Consider the following 21,149-nt stretch of genomic DNA (forward strand, 5'->3'; position numbering starts at 1 on the left):
ATCGTGACCGACAGGAGGAGTGTTGGACCCCCAACCGCATCGCACGCAAACTCCTGCGCTGGTCACCAGGCGTGCGGTGCTGTCCGCGGGGGCGATCGTGGCGCTCGGCGCCGCGTCTATCGCCGGATGCTCACCGGCACACCCCAAGGATCGACTCGCGGCTTCTGGATGGGAAGACCTGCGCCGCAGGATGTCCGGAACGCTCACGGTGCGTGGCGAGAACGGGTTTGATGCGGCAGCGCGGACGTTCAATCCTCTTTTCGACACGAATCATCCAGCTGCGGTTGCCTTCTGTGCCTCCGAGCAGGATGTGGCGTGCTGCGTGGAGTTCACATCGGGTGCTGGGATCCCGATCGCGGCACGCAGCGGTGGTCACAGCTTTGCCGGCTATTGCGTTCCGAATGACGGACTGGTGGTCGATCTCGGGCGTATGGCAACGGTCTCGATGACCGGGACGCGGGCAAAGATCGGGTCGGGGGCGCGTCTGATAGATGTCTATGCGGCTGTCTCCGGGGCCGGCCGGATGCTTGCCGGCGGTTCCTGTCCCACCGTGGGCATCGCGGGATTGACCCTCGGCGGCGGGGTAGGGGTTCTCACTCGTAGGTTCGGGCTGACCTGCGACCAACTGGCATCCGCCAGGGTGGTTACCGCGGATGGTGCGATCCGAGACCTGTCGTCGGAATCCGAGTCCGACCTGTTCTGGGCCATTCGCGGGGGTGGCGGCGGAAACTTCTGCATTGCAACGGAATTAACCTTTGACACCGCCGAAGCTAGCGAGCTTACGGTGTTCACGCTCGATTACGCGCCGGGCGAGCTGGCTACGATCATGCGCCGGTGGCTGGCGTTCATGGACGATGCGCCGGACGAATTGTGGACGACGCTGCACGCCGTGGGCGGCGCTACTCCGCATGGCCGGATCGTGGGCTGCATCGCCACAACGGACGATCCACGGGCACTCGTAGACGGTCTCCGCGCCGCGATCGGCATCAGTCCATCCGATCGATTCGTCGCCGACATGGCCTATATCGACGCCATGAAGTTCATGGGTGGGTGCTCAACACTGACTGTGGCCCAGTGTCATCCGTCGTGGGGTGGAGTAGGTACTGGTCAACTGCAACGCGAGGCGTTTGTGGCATCCTCCCGGATGATCCCGCACGCTGCGGTCGACACCGCCGCAATAGAGATGATCCTCGTGGGCACGCCGGGGCTGACGTTCATTCTGGATAGCCTGGGCGGTGCAGTCAGCCGAATTCCCGCTGCCGCCACCGCCTTCCCGCATCGAACGGCCCTCGCCTCCCTCCAGATCTATCATGGGGTCGGCGCCGATCCGTCGGCTGCGTATCGCCGCGTGGACGAGGCACGGGACCGGCTCGGCGAGATCTGCGGTACCGCCGCGTACGTGAACTACATCGATCCGCGTTTACCCGATTGGGCCGCAGCGTATTACGGAGATAATCTGCCGAGGCTGCGACAGATCGCCGCGACCTACGATCCCGACGGGATCTTCGGGTTCACCCAGGCGGTACGCCCTTAGCCGCGCTGTAGGCTCTGCCGGGCCTGTGCGATGAATTCTCCCCACCGGCCCGGCGTGAGCTCATACATGGCGGTGTCCCCGCCGTACGCGCTGGAGATGACGACATTCGGGACGGTGTCTGCCAGCAGGTCCAGGCTCGCCGATAGCTCGTCGGCACTCCCGCGACCGGGGACCAGGAAGGTGGACCACGATCCGGCCTCGGTCGGGAACATGGTGTCCCCGGTGAAGAGGTATTTCTCACCATCTGCACCGGTTACCAGATAGCTTGTACTGCCGACGGAATGACCAGGTGTCGGTATCACTTCGACGCCATTTTCGTCCACGTGACGCTGCGTTGTCGGGACATCGATGTCGGTGTGTGTGCTGATCTCACCTTCTTCACGGGCGGATGCGTGCAGTTTCGATCCGAATCGCTGCTTCACGACGGCGAGCATGGGTCCTGCCTCGTCCTGATGGGAAAGGTACTGATGGGCGACTCCGCCCAATTCGGCAATTGCCTCGAAGTCGGCCTCGGTGGCGGGGCTGTAGAACAACACGTTTCCTTCGGGGCGGACCCACAGGTAGGCGTGAGTGGTCAGCCCGGGGAAGGGGTTGTCCGTTCGTGTCTCCCACAGGTCTGATCGAATCTGGCGCACATTCGATGTCTTCGTTGTCATCACCCCAGTGTTCAATCTCAAGTGAACTTGAGGTCAAGGGGTAATACGGCGCTGCGTCAGCCTGGGCTACGCGCCCGATTCGGCGAGCGCGCCTAGCCTGTCCACCGACGCTTGTAGCCGTTCGGGCGTGGTGAGACGAGCCCGGGGCAGTCTGTTCTCATCGGTGAGATTCGTCCAGTCATACGTGTGCGTCACCCGAGTGCGGCTGCCATCGCCGACCGGCTCCAGTTCCCATCGCCAGAGATGGCCCGGCGGCTGCTTGCCCACTTCTGACGGTAGCCATGCGATCCGGCGCGCCTCGTCGAACTCCACGATGCGGTTTTCTCGGACGTGGGTATTGGTCAGTGTCATGACGAACACGTCACCCACGGCATGAACCCGTTGGCCCGGGGCCGCCTCGGCGAGGTTCTCGTTGCCGTCCCATTCTCGCTGCCGCGCCGGGTCAGCGATGAGTTCGAAGAGCACCGCCGCCGGCGCATCTATTACGCGGCTCGCCGAGACCACTCGGACATCCTCAGTCATACAGCCCATCCAACCAGAATCTTGCCGCCTAGCCGATCAACTCGCGAGTGATTTTGCGCGCCAGCGTTATCGGTGCAACTGATTTCTCGATCTTCGAGGCGGTCAATGCACCATCGTAGAGCAGTTGCACCTGCCGGGTGAGATTGTCGGGGCGCGATATCCCTGCCTCGCGCAGCAGCGCGGTCACGGTCGCACGGAACCACTCACGATGCCTTCGCACCGGTTCCCACTCCGTTCCGGGGAACTCGGTAGCGGCATTGGCGTACAGACAGCCGCGGAAGTTCCTCGCCTTCGCGGCGGCGGTGGCGAGATCGAAGAACGTCAGGACCTTCGCTTTGGGATTGCGTTGCGCCGCCACCGCGGCATTCCAGCGGTTGCGATCACGCTGATCCAATTCTTCGAGGTAGGCAACGATGAGCGCGTCCTTTGATCCGTAGCTGCTGTACAGACTTGCCTTGGCAACCCCCGCCTCGCGCAGTATTTGGTCGATTCCCACAGCGCGAATGCCCTGCGTCGCAAAGAGATCTGCGGCAGTGCGAAGCAGCCGTTCGGACGGCGCGAGCACACGGGTGGCCGAGGTGGTGTCGCGGTCTGGAGGTGCTGTCGTGGAACTCATGAAAGCAGGGTAACCCAATGAACCTTCATAGACAGACCGGTCTGTTCATGAAACCGTCACGGGGTCGCACATCGAAGTCGTCCACCGAAGTTAGGAACAGTGACGTGACGCTGCATCTCTACGAAATCGCCCTTGGCCCTGCTGATAACACCGATGCCACACAACTGCTCAAGGAGATCGACGGGCGGGTGCATAGCGACGGCGGTGAATTGATCGAAGCTCAGGTGACACGTGAGGCCCGCCGGATCTTCGTCATCGCCGAGTTTCATGGTGAGGCCTCGCGGTTGGACTCCGATGCGCTGCGCGTGGACTCGGTCTCCGGGCCGCACTCGGTACGGCTGGTCGGCGCCGATCTTGGCCAGCTGAAGTCCGTGCGGCCGGTAGCCGGATATCTCGTGGAATGGGATCTGCCCGCGGACCTGGACATGCAGACGTACCTGGCGCGCAAGAAGGCCAAGGCGCCCAAGTACGCCGATGTGCCCGAAGTCAGCTTTCTGCGCACGTATGTGCGTGAAGACATGGACAAGTGCCTGTGCTTCTACGACGCTCCTGATGAAGAGGCGGTGCTCCGCGCGCGCAAGGCCGTTGACACCCCCGTCGACAGACTGCACGGGCTTGGAGATATCTCGCTATGACGGCCGCCGTGGCCAGGGACATCGAGGCGGCGTTGGAACGCGTCGGCGATGCGGTGTCGGCCCGGGCATCAGCTCTTGACTCCAATGAGACCGATGTCCGAACAGACATTCGCGCTCTGGGTGCGGAAAGCCTGTTCGATGCGGGTCTGACCAGCGTAGACCTGGCGCCCATGGTGCGGGTGATCGAACGGGTTGCCACGAGCAGTCTGGCTGTGGGTTTCTCGGCATGGGCACATCGCATGACCATCGAGTATGTGAGCCTGGCTCCGGAAGCTCTGCGCGCTGAGCACCTGCCCGGGCTCAGGGCGGGGCTCCGCCCAGGCGTCACCGCGATGGCTGCCGGCCTCAAACAGGTTGCGGGGCTGGGGGAGGTGCCGCTGCGCGCGACACCGCATCGGGACGGCCTCCGTATCACCGGCCCGATTCGGTGGGCTTCCAATGTCTTCCCCGACGCGCTGGTGGTGCTACCCGCATGTGGGGCGGACGGCACTACCTTCGTCGTCGCGGTCGATGTCAGCACGGATGGGATACGCATCGAGCGACCACCGAATCTGATGGCGCTGTCGGCCACGGCCTCCACATCTCTGCAGCTCGATGATGTTCACATCCCCACCGAGAACGTGATCAGCACCGACTTGCGGGGCTTCGTCGCCCGAATCCGCCCAGCCTTTCTCTTGCTCCAGACCGCCTTCTGCGCCGGGGTCACCAGTGCGGCGATTTGCGGTGCGAAATCCGCGCGTGGCGAACTCGCCGGGCAGTTCGCCACCGAACTCGTTGAGCTCACACAGAGGAATCGCATTCTGCGCGATCGCCTCTACGCTTTCGCGGCAGCACCATCTGAACCGGGCACCGCCGAACTCCTCCGGCTACGGCTCGATGCCGCCGGTCTTGCCGGTCAAGCGTCTCGGTTGGAGGTCACCATGGCCGGCGGCGCAGGATACGCACTGGGAACCTCGGCGAACCGGCGGTTTCGTGAGGCCGCTTTCCTACCCATCCAATCGCCCTCGGAAGGACAGCTACGGTGGGAACTGACGCAGTACGAATAGCGAACGGCACCAAGTATTTCGGCACAGCAGTGGCCCTGCGCGAGGTCGATGTCCACGTGACTTCCGGTGAGTTCCTGGCCGTGCTGGGCCCCAGTGGAAGTGGTAAGTCCACCCTGTTGCGCGTGCTGGCGGGTCTGGAAGAACTCAGTGCTGGGACCGTCGTCTGGACATCGGACGGTGAACGCCGCCCCCGGACGGGTGTGGTTTTCCAAGATGCCTTGCTGATGCCCTGGTTGACCGTCGCCGAGAACATCGTCTTCGCCAAGCGATTCGGGCGGCACCGCAGCGGATTCGAGGATTCCTACGTGCAGGCCCTGGTCGATCATTTCGGGCTCCGAAAACTCTCCGATCGCTATCCCGATCAATTGTCCGGGGGACAGGTTCAGCGTGTGTCGATTCTGCGCGCGGTGGCCACTCGGCCGAAGTTGTTGCTCCTCGATGAACCCTTCAGTGCACTCGACCCGGTGACGCGGGCGGACCTGCAGTCCTGGCTGGCGGCACTGGCCGCCGAGTTGGCCGTCACCGTCATCCTGGTGACCCATGACGTCGATGAAGCCCTGGCACTTGCGCACCGGGTGGTTCTTCTGGGCGACAACGGGCGGATACGTCAGCAGTGGTCGCTGGACGATCACTCCGCGAAGGAGCGTGATCGGATACGCCGGGAAATCCTCGCCCAGTACCAACCGGCAGAGACGGGATCTGAGTGAGCAGCATCGTCTCGCGCCGCGCCGTTCTGGCAGGAGCCGCTGGAATAACCACCACAGCGGGACTTTTCGGTGGCGCCGGGTTGATTCGCGCCGCGGCGTCAGACGCGACGAACATCAGCGGCCAATTGCGCATCGGGTATCTACCGATCACCGACGCGGCACCGCTGCTGCTGGCCCACTCCGCGCGGATGTATCCGGACGGCACGGTCAGCGCGGCCAAGCCGGTACTGTTTCGCAGCTGGGCCGCCTTGGCGGAGGCCTTCATGGCGCGGCAGATCGATGTTGCGCATCTATTGATGCCCATGGCGATCCAGCTCCGTCAGGTGCTGGGGCACGGAGTACGAGTGCTCGGGTGGAATCACACTAACGGTTCGGCACTCACCGTGGCGCCGGACATCGAACATCTGGAGGATCTCGCGGGCACCCAGGTCGCCATTCCATTCTGGTGGTCGATCCACAACATCGTGCTGCAAGAGCTGTTGCGCGGCAGTGGGTTACGGCCCGTGATCCGAAGCGCCGCGTCCCGGTCCCAGCGTACCGTCGAACTCATCGTGATGAGCCCCTCCGATATGGTGCCGGCGCTGGCCAATCGATCCATCGGGGGATACGTGGTCGCCGATCCGTTCAACGTCATCGCACAGATCAAGAAGATCGGACGGATTCACACGTTTCTCGGCGATGTCTGGCGCGACCATGCCTGCTGTGTCCTCGTCACGCGCGATGACGTGATCGCCGACTGTGCTTCGGCAGTGCAGGGTGTCACCGACGCGGTGGTGGCCGCCCAGCTGCGGATTGATGCCGACAGAAAAGCGGCGGCAGGCGCCCTTGGCGCCGGGAAGTACCTACCGCAGCCCGTCCCGGCGGTACAGACGGCGTTGACCTACCCGAATCCGCCATATCCGCTGAAGCATCCGGATTGGCATCCGCAACGCCTGGGCTTCCAGCCGTTTCCCTACCGAAGCTTCACACAGCGTTTGGTCGAGTCGATGCACGACACCGTCGTGGATGGCGACCGTGGTTTCCTCAACCGGCTGGATCCTGCGCGGGTTCACGATGATCTGGTGGACGACACCTTTGTGCGCTCGGCGATCGCGACCCACGGCGGGCCCGAAGCCTTCGGAATCACGGCCGATTTCACCCGAACAGAACAGGTACAGGCACTGTGAGCACCCTTGAGCGCACACCTTCGATCGTCCACGACAGTGCCGAGGCGCCGCGGACAGCGCGACTGTTCGCAAAGATCTGGCCCCCGGCCCTGGCCATTGTGGTGAGCGTTGTTCTGTGGTGCGTTGCCAGTTCGATACTCAGCCAACCCCATTCGCTGCTGCGGCAGACCGCCCCCGACAAAGCGCTGCCCGCGGCCATCGAACTGCTGAACCGTGGAGTCTTACTGCCTGATATCGGAATCAGCCTGTGGCGATTACTCATCGGGCTCAGCCTTGCTGCCGTGATCGGCGTCCCGGCAGGCCTGCTACTCGGCGTAAGCGCTACCGCGGAACGTGCCACACGTCCGGTGATCCAGTTTCTGCGGATGATCTCGCCGCTGTCGTGGACGCCCATCGCCGTGGCCGTGTTCGGTATCGGCAGTCAACCGGTCATCTTTCTCATCGCCGCAGCGGCCGTCTGGCCGATCCTCATCAACACCACGGCCGGTGTGCACGGCATCGCACCCGGGTATCTGGACGTGGCGCGGTCGTTTCATGCCACCCGCATAGAGCTCCTCACCACGGTGATACTTCCGGCCGTGCGGGGTAACATTCAGACCGGCGCGCGGGTCGCACTCGGTATCGCATGGGTAGTGCTTGTGCCGGCCGAAATGTTAGGCGTGCGATCGGGTTTGGGCTATCAGATTCTCAACGCCCGCGACCAGCTGGCCTACGATCAGGTGACGGCGGTGATTCTCGTGATCGGTGTGCTCGGATACGTCCTTGATGTGGCCGCAAGGCGACTACTCGGCCGCACCACGCCAAGGAGCAAGTAGAAGCGCGCACGCCTTCCGCATATTCCGTTCGGCCTGATCCGGCGTCGTTTCCCCCATCACTGCCCAACACAGAACACCGAACGCCATCTGTTCCACAAGCAACGCTAGTTGGGCGTCCTCGGCCGTTGGGGCACTCTTTCCGGCCACCGCCAAGATGCTTCGGCGCACTTGAAAGTCCCTTGCAAACTCAGACTCTGCGCGTAGGACGTTGACCGAGACGATCATCGCTTTGGCAAGCAGCGGTACAGCCAGGGTGCTGCGTACCATCTGCACCATCAACTCAGTTGCGTCTGTTATCGGGCAACCAGATGGCTTTGCCGGCAAACTGGGGTGCTGGCTATATCGAAACAGCAAGGCCGCGAATAGATGATGTTTGGTGGGATAGTAGCGATACAGCGTTGCGGTGGACACCTCCGACCGGTCCGCGACCTCCTGCATGCGCACCGCTTCCAGGCCCTGCCTGGCTCCGAGCTTGGCTGCCACAGAGAGAATTCGATCACAGCGAGCCTTTTGCGCGGGGGTCGAAGGACTTGCCGGCTCGCGCCCCCGCGATGCACTTGGCATTGCGACCTCCGATTTCAGTGGCTGTGCGGCGCGGTTCCTTCAATTAGCTTCTGCATCATTCGATGAGAGGCCAGAATAGCTTGTGCTCGATCAGTCATAGGCTGGAGCACTGGGTTGTTCTCGTTGCCCGAGGCGACATGTATGGGGCCCTGCGGCAAGCTAGTAAGCCCCTGTGCAGCAACGTCCTTCGCCGTCGATATGTGCATTCCCGGAACTTCAAGGTTCAAGCCGATACGCCTCATCGCCGGGGTATCTGTCACACCTAACACGAGTTCGAGAACGTGCACGTTGTATTCCCGTAGTTCCAACCACAATCCCTCCGCGAATATCCGCGCGAATGCCTTCACGCCACCGTATACCGTGTGTCGGGCTGCCCCAAGGTATCCACTCAGCGAGCCGACCAACACCACACCACCGCGTCGACGTTCACGCATCGGGCCGCACAGACGGTGGATCAGGGCAAGCGGTGCAGTGACATTGAGATCAATCACCCGGCGGAACTCGGCCAAGTCTCCGTCAATGAACTCAGCGCTGTGCGTATTCGCACCGGCGTTGTAGACCAGCAAGCCGATCTCGATGTCAACCGTGGCCGAAGATATCTCCGAAACGCAATCCGCATGAGTCAAGTCGAGGCTCAGCACCCTCACTTGCACGCCATGATCACCGCATTCTGAAGCGATACCTTCCAATGTTTCTCGAGTTCTCGCCACGAGAACGAGATTCATGCCCGCCTCTGCCAGCATCAGCGCGAATTCGGCGCCTATCCCTTCTGACGCGCCTGCGACTACTGCCCACGGACCATACTGCCGCAACCATTCCGGGCCGAACGCACTGGACAACATCCACCTCCAAAACTAAAATACATTTTAGTTTTGGAGGATACCGTACAACCCAAAGGAGGTCGATATGCCGCCTAAACCCGCATCACCGGCATGTATGGGCGCGCTGCCATGCTGATCGGAATAGCGACGCCCGTCGTGGTCCAGGTGCCAGGGGTTGCCGCGGAGTGGGAATCCTCCGGCACGGCCACCGACATCGCCGATATCTCCAGCTGGGCTGATCACCTCGGATTCGACTACCTCACCTGTTCCGAACACATCGCCGTGCCAATTGAGGCCGCCACTACGCGAGGATCGGTCTACTGGGACCCGCTCGCTACCTTGTCCTACCTGGCCGCATTCACATCAAGAATTCGGTTGGCCACATCAGTTGTCGTGCTGGGGTATCACCACCCCCTCGCAATCGCCAAGCGGTACGGAACGCTGGACCGAATCAGCTCGGGCCGACTAATCCTGGGTGTCGGCGTGGGCTCGCTACGTGAGGAGTTTGATCTACTCAACGCCTCATGGGATGACCGCGGACAGCGCGCCGATGACGCCATTCGTGCCTTGCGATCTTCGCTATCGACTACCACCCCGACCTACCGTGGTAAGTACTACCAGTACACGTCCCTCGACATTCGTCCCTGTGCGGTTCAGCGGCATGTGCCCGTATGGGTCGGCGGACGGACAGTTCGCTCCTTGCACCGAGCCGTCGAATTGGCAGACGGGTGGATGCCTTTCGCCGTGTCACTCACTCAAGCGGCGAAGATGCTCAGCTCTGTCGATATTCCGGATGATTTTGAAGTCGCGCTGGGCACGTCACCGCTAGACCCCTGTGAACAAACCGAAGAGGCCTTGCATCAGATTGCGTCCCTGCGCGAGGCCGGTGCAACTGCTGTCACTTGCTCACTCTCGTCGCGCTCCGCGAGTCATTTTCGTGAACAGCTCTCGGCCCTCAGTGAGCTCGTCCACCCGCTGCAAAGAAGGAAACATGACAACATCCGACCTCGCCAAGCTTGAATCGATGATTCAACGAATAGAAGATGAACGTGCCATCGAACGAATTGTCGCGTCATATGGTCCGCTTGTGGACGCGGGTGAAGCGACCGCGACAGCTGAGTTGTGGTCTCCCGACGGACGTTACGACGTAGAAGACTGGACCATGTCGGGTCGATCCGATATCGAGGCGATGGTCAATTCGCAAGAGCACCAAGGGCTGATTGCTCGCGGATGCACTCATCTGCTGGGGCCAGCGGTCGTTACCGTGCGAGGCGACGACGCTGTTGCTGTGTGCGAATCAGTCTTACTTGTCAAACACGGAGTGACCTATTACGTCGCGCGAGCGGGCGTTAACCATTTCGCACTGCAGCGAAGCGCCAGAGGCTGGGAAATCGTACAGCGCACAACACGCAGGCTAGACGGAACCTCGTTCCCTCGGGCATTGCTCTCCAGGGGAGTCGAAGGCCTTCCGGTGCAACAATCAGAACAGGATCCCCCATGACAATGTCTTGCCAGCAAGGTCATTCATGGCGGCTCCTGGAACGGAAGGTGGTAATTGTCACGGGTGCGGTGCGTGGCATATCACCCGCCTTGCTTCAGCGAGGCGGGTTAGCGCTGGTGGCGATGCGCTGCCCCGGACGACTACCGGAGGTTCGTCAACAGCATGACTCCGCCGCCTACACACGCTGAACGTTGATAGCGGCGAAGGCGTCACAGTGACGCGATTTCAACCACGCATGAGCAGCGAACGGCCCGCGCACCACATGCATCCGCGAGTAGGCTTACCGGCCATACATAACCCACGTTCCGAGGTAATTCGAATGAGCAAGCTTATGCGCTTGACGATCGTTACCGCGGTGGCGACGCTGATACCCCTTGCCTGCACCGTCGCGCCGATCGTCTCGGCAGATCCCATCGTGCCCAACTGTCCGGACGGATGGTGGGACCCGGTGGCCAACACCTGTCGCCCTGCAATAGCCACAACCCCGTTGAGCTGTGACAACGGTTGGTGGTGGGACCCGGTGGGCAACGTGTGCCGCCCACCGGTCGTCCCTCCGCAGTAAGAACGCGTCATGCGGCCAGGGCAGCGGTGGTCGCGGCGAACATTGTCGTTTTGATGGCACCCAGCGTCCCGCTGTTCTTGCCCTCCAGGGGTTTCATCAGATCGACTGCGACGCTGAGTACTTGGTCCTCGGATACGGCCCGGTCGGCAAGACCCGCGGCCACGGCCGCTTCTCCGCCGTACCGGTGCCCGGTCGTCATCGCGGTCACCGCTGTCTGCGGGGTCACCTTGGCCTGAATGAGGCTCGCCATACCGGGGGTGAACGGAATGTTGATATCGACCTCGGGGAAGCACAGATATCCACGGTCGGATCGCATCACTCGGTAGTCGTGGGCCACGGCGAGCATCGCTCCTGCTCCAAACGCGTGACCGTTGACCGCCGCGACGGTCGGCAGCGGGAGGGTGAGGACTCGACTGAACAACGCGTGGACACGACCGACGTACCCGTCGGTCTGATCTGCGTGGGACATCAGCCAATCCAGGTCAAGCCCGTTCGAATAGAACTTTCCGGTCCCCACGGTGATCAGCGGCTTGGCGTGCTCCAGCGCGTCATCGAGGAGTCCGTTGACGGTATCGAGCCAATCCGGGGAGAACCGGTTTTCGTCCGGGCCGAGGTTCAGAATCGCAATGGTGTCCTGAAGTTCCAGGATGGGGCTCATCGTGCTTTTCCTTTCATTTTGGCGCCCTTAGCTTTTGGGTGCACCGGTGGTGGATCGAGGGTAAGAATGGCGCGCACTGCGGCCTCGAGCCGTGCGCGTGCGGCAGCGTCGGGCTTCCGGCGCCCTCGCAGTAGGAGACCAGTCGGCAGTCCCACGACGCAGTCCTCGATGACTTGAACCGCACGGCCGTCCTCCCGATCCCATAAGGCGCGCGATAATCGGATGAACAACGCGACCAGTGTGGAGTCCACGCGTGTCATCGTGTCGGCGACATCCGCAGGTATGTCGGAGCCCAGTAGATCCTCGCGCCGCACCCCAAGCACGAGCCGCGAGGACGCGGGGAAGCGTTCGGCGAAGGCGGCAGGGGTGTCGGCCGCCGCGACGACCGCATTCACGGCGGCGATGTGCATCGGCTCACCCGCCGTCAGCGCGTGATCGACGGCGTGCCGCTGCATATCGAGGAATCTCTTCGCGGCACGCAGCCAGGCCCGACCGACCATCGCGCCGCGTGATCCGAAGGCGTGGTAGATCGCGCCATTGGAGGTGCCGGTAGCCAGCGAAACCGCCCGGACCGTGACGGCCGCTGGTCCGTCGTCGACCGCGATTCGCTCGGTCGCATCGAGCAGATCGTCGATGGAGTGGACACGTGGTCGCGGCACAGGCCAGACCATAACAGAGCAACTGCTCTATTACGTAATCGCCCGGTGTCGTGGATTCTGAATTGCTACTACCGCTAGTAGTAATTACGTACTACTCTCCGTAGTAGGCACAAAGTCTCTTCCCGAGGGAGCAGCTATGGGTCAAGCAACGGAGCTTGCCAATGCGATCGACTCGCGCTATCGCGCGTCATCGGGCCTACGAAGACAGATGAATAAGGTCTTCCCGACGCACTGGTCATTCCTGCTGGGGGAGATCGCGCTGTACAGCTTTGTGGTGCTCCTGATTTCGGGCATCTATCTGGCGCTGTTCTTCGACCCATCGATGGCCGAGGTCACCTACAACGGCGTCTACCAACCGCTACGCGGTATGCAGATGTCCAAGGCCTATGAAAGCTCGTTGAATCTGAGCTTCGAGGTTCGCGGTGGCCTGTTCGTGCGCCAGATCCATCATTGGGCGGCTTTGATGTTCGCGGCCTCGATCGTCGTACACCTGGCCCGCATCTTTTTCACCGGGGCATTTCGCCGCCCGCGGGAGGCCAACTGGGTCATCGGATCACTGCTGCTAATCCTGGCCATGGCAGAGGGGTTCGCGGGCTATTCGCTGCCCGATGATCTGTTGTCCGGCACCGGACTTCGTGTGGTCACGCAGGGCATGATGTCGCTGCCGATCGTCGGTACCTGGATGCATTGGGCGTTGTTCGGCGGCGACTTCCCCGGAAACATCGTGCTGCCAAGACTTTACGTTCTGCATGTGCTACTCGTTCCCGCCATCATGATCGCGCTCATCGGCGTGCACCTGGCACTTGTGTGGTATCAGAAGCACACGCAATTTCCCGGCCCACGGCGCACTGAGACCAATGTTGTTGGGGTAAGGATTGTTCCGGTGTTCGCCTTGAAATCTGGCGCATTCTTCGCCATCGTTACGGCAGTTCTCGCTCTCATGGGCGGGCTACTGCAGATCAACCCAGTGTGGCTGCTGGGCCCCTACAAGCCATCGCAGGTAGCGGCCGGATCACCGCCCGACATCTACCTGATGTGGACGGACGGCCTGCTGCGGCTCGTCCCGGATTGGGAGCTGTACATCTTCGGCCACACCGTTCCCGCCGTGCTGTGGGGAGTGCTGGGCATCATGCTCGCGTTCGTGGTGATCGTGGCCTGGCCATTCATCGAGAGACGCTTCACCGGCGACGATGCGCATCACAACCTGCTGCAGCGTCCGCGTGACGCTCCGGTCCGCACCGCCATCGGGGCTGCCGGCTTTTCGCTCTACATCTTGCTCACCCTGTCGTGCATCAACGACATCATCGCGTTGAAGTTCCATATCTCGCTGAACGCGACGACGTGGATCGGCCGTATCGGCATGGTCATCTTGCCGATCGTCGTGTACTACCTGGCTTACCGCTGGGCCATCGGCCTGCAACGCAGTGACCGCGCAGTACTCGAACACGGCATCGAGACCGGCATCATCAAGCGACTGCCGCACGGTGAATACATCGAGCTGCACCAGCCACTGGCCGGTGTCGACGAGCACGGCCACGCCATCCCGCTGGAATACCAGGGCGCCGCAGTGCCACAGCGCATGAACAAGCTCGGATCGGCCGGCGCACCCGGCACCGGCTCGTTCCTGTTCGCCGACCCCGCCGACGAACAAGCCGCACTGGTGCAAGCCGAACACGCATCGGCGCGCACCGAATTAGCGGTGCTCCGCGGAAGATCGCGGTAACCGAGTCGCCGACCGCAGTTCCGGCGGCGGCGTGCAGTACCGTCGAAGCATGTCGCAGCGTTTGCGTGTGGTGGGTGCCGCGGTCCTCGCGCTGGCACTCATCGGTTGTACCGAGCCTTCGCCGGCTCGTGCCACCATCGCCGAGTGCAACTTGTCCGAACTGCCGTCGGAGGCTTCCGGAACAGTGGACCTGATCCATGCCGGCGGGCCGTTCCCCTATCCGCGTAACGACGGTGTCGTGTTCCAGAACCGCGAGCGGGTCCTGCCCTCGGAGCCCCGCGGGTACTACCACGAGTACACGGTCCGAACTCCGGGGAGTAAGACGCGTGGCACTCGGCGCATCATCACCGGTGGTAATCCACCGAACGATCCTCCACACGTCTATTACACGGGCGATCACTACCAGTCATTCTGTGAGGTTGAAGGCGCATGAAGACCTATGTCGTCGAAGGCTCCCACGTCCGCACCCGGGCGGACTTCTTCACCGAACTCGGGCGCGCGGTGAACGGGCCGGGCGGCTACTTCGGCAGCAATCTCGATGCTCTCGTCGATTGCCTCCGGGGCGGCTTCGGCACCCCTGACGACGAGCCGTTCCGGTTCGTTCTGCAGGACGCGACACGCATCAAGTCCGCGGTGGGGAAGAAGGATTGGGATGCCATCGAGGAGATCTTCGAGGAAGCCGGAGTGCCGCTGACCGCGCGAACGAGAGACGCCGACTAGTCCTGGCGATAACGCGATGGCCGGCCCCCGAAGGAGCCGGCCATCCACGTGTGGCGGGTATCAGCGGACGTCGAAGCGGTCCGCGTTCGACACCTTGACCCATGCCGCGACGAAGTCCTTGACGAACTTCTCCTTGGCATCGTCCTGTGCGTAAACCTCTGCGAGAGCTCGCAGTTCGGAGTTCGCGCCGAACACCAGATCAACCCGGCTGGCGGTCCACTTCGCCGCACCGGTACTGCGATCGGTACCCACGTACGTGCCGTCGTCGGACGAGGACGGCGTCCACTCGGTGCCCATATCGACCAGGTTGACAAAGAAGTCATTGGTCAACGTCCCGGGCTTGTCGGTGAGCACACCGAGCTCGGAACCTTGGTAGTTCGCACCCAGCACGCGCAAGCCACCCACCAGGACTGCCAGTTCCGGCGGAGATAGCGCCAGCAGGTTGGCCTTGTCGATCAGCTTGTACTCCGCCGGTATCTGCGCACCCTTGCCCAGGTAGTTGCGGAACCCATCGGCAGCCGGCTCCAGATAGGAGAACGAATCGACGTCGGTCTGTTCCTGAGTCGCATCGCCGCGGCCGGGCGTGAATGGCACCGTGATGTTGAATCCGGCGTCCTTGGCCGCCTTCTCGACGGCGGCAGCTCCACCGAGTACGACAAGGTCGGCGAACGAGACCTTCTTGGCGCCGGCGTTGAACGACTCCTGGATGCCTTCCAGCGTGCGGATCACCTGGGCGAGCTCGTCGGGCTCGTTGGACTCCCAGCCGGCCTGCGGCTGCAACCGGATACGTCCACCATTGGCGCCGCCGCGCTTATCACTGTTGCGATACGACGCCGCGGCCTTCCATGCGGTCGACACCAGCTGCGGCACGGTGAGGCCTGAGGCGAGAAGCTGCGCCTTCAGCTCGGCGACGTCAGCGTCCCCGAGATTGGTATCCGAGGCGGGAATGACGTCCTGCCACAGCAGGGTTTGTTTCGGCACCAGCGGACCGAGGTAGCGGGACAGCGGCCCGAGATCGCGATGGATCAGCTTGTACCAGGCCTTTGCGTAGGCATCGGCCAGTTCCTCGGGGTGATCGAGCCAGCGCCTGGTGATCGCCTCGTAGATCGGATCGAAGCGCATCGAAAGGTCGGTCGTGAGCATCGATGGATGCGTCTTACCCGCGCCCTGCGCCATGGGTACCGAGTTGGCCCAGCCGCCGTCCTTGGGCTTCCACTGATGCGCACCGGCCGGGCTCTTGGTCAGCTCCCAGTCATTGCCGTAGAGAATCTCCAGGAAGCTGTTGTCCCACTTGGTGGGGGTATGGGTCCAGATGACCTCCAGCCCGCTACCGATCGCGTCATTTCCCTTTCCGGAGCCGAACGCGCTCTTCCAGCCGATGCCCATCTGCTCAAGCGGTGCATCTTCGGGATCGGGACCGACCAGCCCGGCGTCGCCGGCACCGTGCGTCTTGCCGAAGGTGTGGCCGCCCACAATGAGCGCGGCCGTCTCCTCGTCGTTCATCGCCATCCGGCCGAACGTCTCACGGATATCGATCGCCGCGGCCAGCGGATCCGGATTACCGTTGGGGCCTTCGGGATTGACGTAGATCAGACCCATCTGCACGGCGGCAAGTGGGTTCTCCAGGTCACGGTCTCCGGTGTAGCGCTCATCGCCGAGCCAGGTGTGCTCGGGACCCCAGTAGACGTCCTGCTCGGGCTCCCAGCGGTCCTCGCGCCCAAAGGCGAAGCCAAAGGTCTTGAACCCCATGGTGTCCATCGCGTGATTGCCCGCGAAGACGATGAGGTCTGCCCACGAGAGCTTGTTCCCATACTTCTTCTTCACGGGCCACAGCAGCCGGCGGGCACGGTCAAGCAGTACGTTGTCGGGCCAGCTGTTCAGCGGGGCGAACCGCTGCATGCCGGCACCGGCGCCGCCACGGCCGTCGCCCACGCGGTAGGTGCCCGCGGCGTGCCATGCCATGCGGATGAACATCGGGCCGTAGTTGCCGAAGTCGGCAGGCCACCAGTCCTGCGAATCGGTCAGGACCGTCTCGACATCCTTTTTCAGCTCGTCCACATCGATTGTCTGTACGGCTTTGGCGTAATCGAAACTCTCGCCAAGGGGGTTCGCGGCGGGCGGATTCTTCTTGAGAATGCCCAGGTTGAGCTGGGTCGGCCACCATTCGCGGTTGGCGTTACCACCCTCGACGGGGTAGTTCAGGCGACCACCGGCAACGGGGCAACCGTTCGAGGGCTGATTGTTCGCCTCAGCGATGGGCGGGTGTTCTTCAGGCACAGCGATCCTTTCGGGAGGGGGGTGATATGGGCTGTGATCACGTGTGTGATCCCGAAATTTGTGTGGACGCAGCGTGTGCTGCACAGTCGAGGCATAAGCCCCAATAGATGACCTCGGCCTCCTCCAGGACGAATCCGTTGTAGTCGGACGGGGTAAGACAGGGCGCGGCGCCGATCGCGCAATCGATGTCCGCGATGACACCGCACGAGCGGCATACGGCGTGGTGGTGGTTGTCGCCAACCCGTGATTCGTACCGTGCGACGGAGCCGGAGGGCTGAATCTTGCGCAGCAGGCCGGCCGACGTCAGCGCCGCCAAGACGTCGTAAACGGCCTGCCGGGACACCTCGGGCAGGCCCGCCCGCACCGCACCGAAGACGGTCTCGGTATCGGCGTGCGGGTTCGCTTCGACGGCCTCGAGCACGGCCACTCGGGGACGGGTCACACGCAGATCGGCGGTCCGCAGCAGCGCCGCGTACTCGTCCGGTGTGAAGGCCACAACGGCAGTATGCCTGAATTATCTGGAATGAGTCCAAGAAATCCGGAAAAGAGTTGGAAAGGGTTCAGAACCCGTTCAACCAGCGCAAAGGCGTCATCAATGATGGCCAAACGTCGTCAATAGTGTTGACACTGAGCACTTTTGCACGCGGAGGTGGGTGAACTACCGGGCCGACATCGTCTCGATCACTCCGCCGAGCAGCCTGCGCAGCTGGGCACGATCCTTGTCCGTCATGTTGGCCAGAATCTCGTCGTCATCCTCGCGCAGCGTGGCGTCGGCACGCTCGAAGAGCTTTCGTCCCTTGGCGGTCAACTCGGTGGTCAGCACCCTCGCGTCTGCCTGCCGTCGCGAACGATGCACCAAACCTGCCTCCTCCAGCGACCGCTGGACCAGGCTTACCGCCTGGGGGGTGATTCGAAGCTCTGCGGCGATCTCAACATTGGATATCCCCGGCTGTGCGGAAAGCACGGCCAGGCACTCCATCTGCGGAACAGTCACGCCGAAGTCGCGCACGATCACCGAAGCGCGTGACCACAGCACCCGGTAGATCTGAGACACCAGAATGCCCATCGGAGATTCCTCGTATGTGCTCATACCGCGCTAACAGTAGCGGACCTCGCCAATGTTCCACCGCCCGAAGCGCTGTGGAGGGGCGGCGTGTCGTCCGGTACATTCGCACCAATTCATCAGTGCATCAAGCACATTGATCAATGCTCTTGATGAGCATTAAATCTGTCGGGTGCCTATGACGCGGGGGCGCCGGGTGCACGTACCACCATGGGCACGGCGGGGAAGTAGGCGGCCATCACCGATCGGGACTTTCGCAAAGCCGCGGTGCCGTAACCCTTCTTGCGGTGGTCGGGATGGACCCAGATCCGCACGTTCACCTCACCGTCGACCAGCTCACCAAAGACGATGCCCACCTTGCTGGGCCCTTCGACGGCGACGAACCAGGCCGCCTCTTCATCATCGATGCGCGCGAGAGCCGCCCGCAATTCGTCTTCGACACCCCCGGCGGGGGCGCCGGACCCGTCGCCGGCCTGGCCGATCTCTTCCGTACGTACGGCGAAGATGTCGGCATCGGCATTCCCGGAGAACGGGCGCAGCTCAAGGCTGTCTCCCGAGCTCGCGGGGCGCTCCATGAGTGTGAAGGTGAGCTGGCTGTTGAGATCCTCGAGCTCGGCCGCGTTCTTGCGGCGCTCATCCTTGGTCAGATGATCGAACGACATCCCCATGACTGCCTCACCGCCCAGATGCGAGGTTCCCAATAGTGCGGCTATCGCGTCGATCGCACTCTTCCGGTCATCGGCTTCCACAATCAGGTCAAGCACTTCGTGACGCCGTTCGAACGCGCTGGTGAGTGCGTCGGCGATTTCGCGGCGGGCGGCAAGGCGGTCGTGGTCGGTCATGGCGCCAGCCTACGACCGGCGGGCCAACCGCGCTCAAGAAACGTTGAGCGTAAGGGTTGACGTGCGCCGAAGCCCCGCCGCGTATCACCGTTCGGTCACGTTACGACAACTCATTGGCCATGTCGCAGAACCTAATTGGGATTGGAAGGGGCCGCGGAGGTACAAAGGATCTTGGTGGTCATCGCCGGCCGGAGGGAACCACCCGCGCATGGAGGATTCGCGGCCGGAGGGAAGCGACAATCGAATGAAACGCACATACGCCGTCATGCTCGGCATCGCCCTGCTCTTCGCCACCCCGGGGTTGGCCTCGGCGGACGTTCACAGAAGTCCCGCCGACGCCCAGAAGCTCGTCAACGCGGTGATCGCCAGGGGCCTGTCTCAACGCGGCGTGCCGTTCACATATGGGGGCGGTAACACCGACGGCCCGACCACAAGTACCGACACCGCGCCTGCCGCGCCGGAGGCGACCACGAGCCTGCTGGGGTTGATTCCCGCTCCGGTGGCTGCCCCTGCGCCCAAGGTTCCCGGTTTCGACGCCTCGGGGCTGATGGTCTACTCCTATGCCGCCGCAGGCATCAAGCTTCCACGCCGATCCGGTGATCAATACAACGTCGGCCGGAAAATCGCTCCGTCCCAGGCGCTTCCGGGGGATCTCATCTTCTACGGTCCCAACGGTAGCCAGAGCGTGACGATGTTCCTGGGGAACAACCTCATGCTGGAAGCATCCGAACCCGCGGTGCAGGTGTCGCAGGTGCGGTTCAACGACATGGCCCCCTACCTGGTTCGGGTGATCGAGTAGTCACAGCGATGGAGCGTCTTTCTGCGCGATCACTGCTCGCGCAGAAAGTCCTCAATCCGTTCCAGCACAGCAGGCCAACCCACCAGACACAGCTGCCTGAACCGCATCTGGTCGTGGTCATTCGGGTTGAATCCGGTCGCCTCGACAGATAGCCGGGTTCCGTCTGCATTCGGGTTCAGGGTCCAGCGTGAGTCGATGGTGATCGATCCGTCGCGGGTGGTCATCCGGTAGGCCAACAGCTCGTCGTCGACAACCTCGGTGAATCGGCCGTCGATCTCTCCGACGAATCCGCTTCCCACGAACGGGAAGACGCTAAACGAGAACGCGAGTCCCGTCTCGTATTTGGTCGGCCCGAAATCTTTGACCCACTGCCCGAACAACTGCGGGGACACAAGAATCGACCACACCTGGTGGGCCGGATACGAGTAGTGGTATTCGAAATTGACCGTAGTGAGGTCCCCGACCTGCTCAGCCACCAACGACACCTTTCGTGCGCACTGCCCCTGGATGTACCGGACGCAAGTAACCTAAACCCAATGCCTCGCCCGCGCGTGATCTTGATCGGGCTGATGGCATCATCGGCGTGTGAGCGCGTTTGAGGTGTCGGCTTTTGGGCCCTTCTTCGCCGTCGAGACCCATGACACCGGTGACGCGCCGATCCCGCCGTGGCGGCCTGTGGCGGAGTTGACCGACGGATCACACGCATTGGCGGATCGGATTGAGCGCGTCCGAAGCAATCTCGCCGCGCGGATAGCGGTGAGCCCCGCCGACATCGATCCGCGGGTAGCAGGCTCGGTGGCTCATCTTGGTTTGGTCGCCCGCATCCTGGCGCCAACGGTCGCCGCAGCGGCATGCGACGAACCGCGGATCTCGCAGCAGCCACACGAGTTGTGGTGGCAGGACGAGCTCGGCGGTCCGTTTCCGCTTTCCGTGGTCATGCGGATGGGGGAGGACTCCGCCATCACCGGGTCGGTAGTGGAATCGATCACCGAGGGCGTCATGGAACACGCGGGGGTAAGCGACCGCGTCCTCTGGGGAAACGTCGGATCGGCCGTGAACAGCGCCGCGCGCCTCATCGCCTCATCGCGACCCGAACTGACCGACGCCGCCCGCGAAGTTGCCGACTCCTACCTTCGCGACCCGCGCATCGACGACGGCACCCAGCGTGCAAGACCTGATTTCCGGCGGCGCAGCTGCTGTCTGATCTATCAGCTCACCGACGACCGTTCCGCGGTATGCGGCGACTGCGTACTCGGCTAACCC

General features: G+C 62.7%; 26 protein-coding genes. 14 read left to right on the forward strand and 12 right to left on the reverse strand.

All coding sequences use genetic code 11. The annotated features are described in order from the left end of the window. Window positions 1–22: 22 nt before the first annotated feature. Window positions 23–1,534, forward strand: a complete 1,512-nt coding sequence (locus tag HBA99_RS12250) for an FAD-binding oxidoreductase (RefSeq protein ID WP_070930938.1) — start codon at window positions 23–25, stop codon at window positions 1,532–1,534. On the opposite strand, the gene HBA99_RS12255 is transcribed toward HBA99_RS12250, so the two are convergent. From HBA99_RS12255 to HBA99_RS12265, 3 genes are all read right to left on the reverse strand, one after another. Further along, on the reverse strand, window positions 1,531–2,190 hold the full coding sequence (locus HBA99_RS12255) for an MBL fold metallo-hydrolase (RefSeq protein ID WP_070930870.1): 660 nt from the start codon (window positions 2,188–2,190) through the stop codon (window positions 1,531–1,533). The genes HBA99_RS12250 and HBA99_RS12255 overlap by 4 nt on opposite strands. Before the next feature lie 66 nt (window positions 2,191–2,256). After that, window positions 2,257–2,712 (reverse strand): SRPBCC family protein, encoded by a 456-nt coding sequence (locus HBA99_RS12260; protein WP_057968293.1) that lies wholly within the window; start codon window positions 2,710–2,712, stop codon window positions 2,257–2,259. A 28-nt stretch (window positions 2,713–2,740) separates the two neighbouring features. Further along, window positions 2,741–3,328, reverse strand: coding sequence for a TetR/AcrR family transcriptional regulator (locus HBA99_RS12265; RefSeq protein ID WP_030097912.1), 588 nt, complete (start codon window positions 3,326–3,328; stop codon window positions 2,741–2,743). 104 nt (window positions 3,329–3,432) lie between these two features. On the opposite strand from HBA99_RS12265, the gene HBA99_RS12270 reads away from it, so the two are divergent. From HBA99_RS12270 to HBA99_RS12290, 5 genes are read left to right on the forward strand one after another with little or no spacing between them, the layout of a single operon-like run. Next, window positions 3,433–3,963 carry a DUF4242 domain-containing protein gene (locus HBA99_RS12270; protein ID WP_030097911.1) on the forward strand — a complete coding sequence of 177 codons (531 nt, stop codon included), beginning with the start codon at window positions 3,433–3,435 and terminating at the stop codon, window positions 3,961–3,963. Then, window positions 3,960–5,009: an acyl-CoA dehydrogenase family protein gene (locus HBA99_RS12275; protein WP_070952485.1), complete on the forward strand. Its 1,050-nt coding sequence runs from the start codon at window positions 3,960–3,962 to the stop codon at window positions 5,007–5,009. Before HBA99_RS12270 ends, HBA99_RS12275 begins: the two co-directional genes overlap by 4 nt. Beyond that, a complete protein-coding gene (locus tag HBA99_RS12280) occupies window positions 4,985–5,716 on the forward strand; it encodes an ABC transporter ATP-binding protein (RefSeq protein WP_070930869.1) in 732 nt (243 codons plus the stop codon). The genes HBA99_RS12275 and HBA99_RS12280 overlap by 25 nt, the downstream gene beginning before the upstream one ends. Further along, window positions 5,713–6,882 (forward strand): ABC transporter substrate-binding protein, encoded by a 1,170-nt coding sequence (locus HBA99_RS12285; protein WP_070952486.1) that lies wholly within the window; start codon window positions 5,713–5,715, stop codon window positions 6,880–6,882. The genes HBA99_RS12280 and HBA99_RS12285 overlap by 4 nt, the downstream gene beginning before the upstream one ends. Further along, window positions 6,879–7,697 (forward strand): ABC transporter permease, encoded by an 819-nt coding sequence (locus HBA99_RS12290; RefSeq protein WP_109492698.1) that lies wholly within the window; start codon window positions 6,879–6,881, stop codon window positions 7,695–7,697. The genes HBA99_RS12285 and HBA99_RS12290 overlap by 4 nt, the downstream gene beginning before the upstream one ends. On the opposite strand, the gene HBA99_RS12295 is transcribed toward HBA99_RS12290, so the two are convergent. After that, complete coding sequence (locus HBA99_RS12295) at window positions 7,665–8,180, reverse strand: TetR/AcrR family transcriptional regulator (RefSeq protein ID WP_234797052.1); 516 nt, start codon at window positions 8,178–8,180, stop codon at window positions 7,665–7,667. The two genes, HBA99_RS12290 and HBA99_RS12295, sit on opposite strands and share 33 nt — an antisense overlap. Before the next feature lie 95 nt (window positions 8,181–8,275). Beyond that, entirely contained in the window at window positions 8,276–9,103 is an 828-nt protein-coding gene (locus HBA99_RS12300; protein ID WP_070924082.1) for an SDR family NAD(P)-dependent oxidoreductase, read from the reverse strand. 108 nt (window positions 9,104–9,211) lie between these two features. Between HBA99_RS12300 and HBA99_RS12305 the strand changes: the two genes are divergently transcribed. The 3 genes from HBA99_RS12305 to HBA99_RS12315 all read left to right on the forward strand — a co-directional run bounded on the left by HBA99_RS12305 (window position 9,212) and on the right by HBA99_RS12315 (window position 11,145). Further along, window positions 9,212–10,102 (forward strand): LLM class F420-dependent oxidoreductase, encoded by an 891-nt coding sequence (locus HBA99_RS12305; RefSeq protein ID WP_070924127.1) that lies wholly within the window; start codon window positions 9,212–9,214, stop codon window positions 10,100–10,102. Next, window positions 10,074–10,583: a nuclear transport factor 2 family protein gene (locus tag HBA99_RS12310; protein ID WP_081346124.1), complete on the forward strand. Its 510-nt coding sequence runs from the start codon at window positions 10,074–10,076 to the stop codon at window positions 10,581–10,583. The genes HBA99_RS12305 and HBA99_RS12310 overlap by 29 nt, the downstream gene beginning before the upstream one ends. Window positions 10,584–10,902: 319 nt before the next feature. After that, entirely contained in the window at window positions 10,903–11,145 is a 243-nt protein-coding gene (locus HBA99_RS12315; protein WP_070924083.1) for a hypothetical protein, read from the forward strand. Window positions 11,146–11,152: 7 nt separating this feature from the next. Here the strand turns inward: HBA99_RS12315 and HBA99_RS12320 are convergent, their stop codons facing one another. Both HBA99_RS12320 and HBA99_RS12325 read right to left on the reverse strand, forming a co-directional pair. Continuing rightward, on the reverse strand, window positions 11,153–11,803 hold the full coding sequence (locus tag HBA99_RS12320; protein ID WP_070930867.1) for an enoyl-CoA hydratase-related protein: 651 nt from the start codon (window positions 11,801–11,803) through the stop codon (window positions 11,153–11,155). Next, window positions 11,800–12,462: a TetR/AcrR family transcriptional regulator gene (locus HBA99_RS12325; RefSeq protein ID WP_070930937.1), complete on the reverse strand. Its 663-nt coding sequence runs from the start codon at window positions 12,460–12,462 to the stop codon at window positions 11,800–11,802. Before HBA99_RS12325 ends, HBA99_RS12320 begins: the two co-directional genes overlap by 4 nt. Window positions 12,463–12,598: 136 nt before the next feature. On the opposite strand from HBA99_RS12325, the gene qcrB reads away from it, so the two are divergent. The 3 genes from qcrB to HBA99_RS12340 are packed head-to-tail and all read left to right on the forward strand — an operon-like array spanning window position 12,599 to window position 14,905. Beyond that, entirely contained in the window at window positions 12,599–14,185 is a 1,587-nt protein-coding gene (gene qcrB / locus HBA99_RS12330; protein WP_070930866.1) for a cytochrome bc1 complex cytochrome b subunit, read from the forward strand. Window positions 14,186–14,234: 49 nt separating this feature from the next. Continuing rightward, a complete protein-coding gene (locus tag HBA99_RS12335) occupies window positions 14,235–14,618 on the forward strand; it encodes a guanyl-specific ribonuclease (protein WP_057966398.1) in 384 nt (127 codons plus the stop codon). After that, complete coding sequence (locus tag HBA99_RS12340; protein WP_070924086.1) at window positions 14,615–14,905, forward strand: barstar family protein; 291 nt, start codon at window positions 14,615–14,617, stop codon at window positions 14,903–14,905. The genes HBA99_RS12335 and HBA99_RS12340 overlap by 4 nt, the downstream gene beginning before the upstream one ends. Window positions 14,906–14,965: 60 nt before the next feature. Here the strand turns inward: HBA99_RS12340 and katG are convergent, their stop codons facing one another. The 4 genes from katG to HBA99_RS12360 form a co-directional block, all read right to left on the reverse strand. Next, on the reverse strand, window positions 14,966–17,182 hold the full coding sequence (gene katG / locus HBA99_RS12345) for a catalase/peroxidase HPI (protein ID WP_070924087.1): 2,217 nt from the start codon (window positions 17,180–17,182) through the stop codon (window positions 14,966–14,968). Window positions 17,183–17,219: 37 nt separating this feature from the next. Then, window positions 17,220–17,678 (reverse strand): Fur family transcriptional regulator, encoded by a 459-nt coding sequence (locus HBA99_RS12350; protein WP_070924088.1) that lies wholly within the window; start codon window positions 17,676–17,678, stop codon window positions 17,220–17,222. A gap of 162 nt (window positions 17,679–17,840) precedes the next feature. After that, entirely contained in the window at window positions 17,841–18,248 is a 408-nt protein-coding gene (locus HBA99_RS12355; RefSeq protein WP_030097898.1) for a MarR family winged helix-turn-helix transcriptional regulator, read from the reverse strand. 173 nt (window positions 18,249–18,421) lie between these two features. Further along, window positions 18,422–19,087, reverse strand: coding sequence for a GNAT family N-acetyltransferase (locus HBA99_RS12360; protein ID WP_057967768.1), 666 nt, complete (start codon window positions 19,085–19,087; stop codon window positions 18,422–18,424). Window positions 19,088–19,331: 244 nt separating this feature from the next. Here HBA99_RS12360 and ripD point away from each other — a divergent pair, with 244 nt between their 5' ends. Continuing rightward, window positions 19,332–19,886: an NlpC/P60 family peptidoglycan-binding protein RipD gene (ripD, locus tag HBA99_RS12365; RefSeq protein ID WP_030097896.1), complete on the forward strand. Its 555-nt coding sequence runs from the start codon at window positions 19,332–19,334 to the stop codon at window positions 19,884–19,886. A 29-nt stretch (window positions 19,887–19,915) separates the two neighbouring features. Here the strand turns inward: ripD and HBA99_RS12370 are convergent, their stop codons facing one another. Beyond that, complete coding sequence (locus HBA99_RS12370; protein ID WP_070924129.1) at window positions 19,916–20,362, reverse strand: SRPBCC family protein; 447 nt, start codon at window positions 20,360–20,362, stop codon at window positions 19,916–19,918. A 109-nt stretch (window positions 20,363–20,471) separates the two neighbouring features. On the opposite strand from HBA99_RS12370, the gene HBA99_RS12375 reads away from it, so the two are divergent. Next, complete coding sequence (locus HBA99_RS12375; RefSeq protein ID WP_070924089.1) at window positions 20,472–21,146, forward strand: (2Fe-2S)-binding protein; 675 nt, start codon at window positions 20,472–20,474, stop codon at window positions 21,144–21,146. The last annotated feature ends 3 nt before the right edge of the window (window positions 21,147–21,149 follow it).

The organism is Mycobacteroides chelonae (assembly GCF_016767715.1).
Taxonomy (GTDB): domain Bacteria; phylum Actinomycetota; class Actinomycetes; order Mycobacteriales; family Mycobacteriaceae; genus Mycobacterium; species Mycobacterium gwanakae.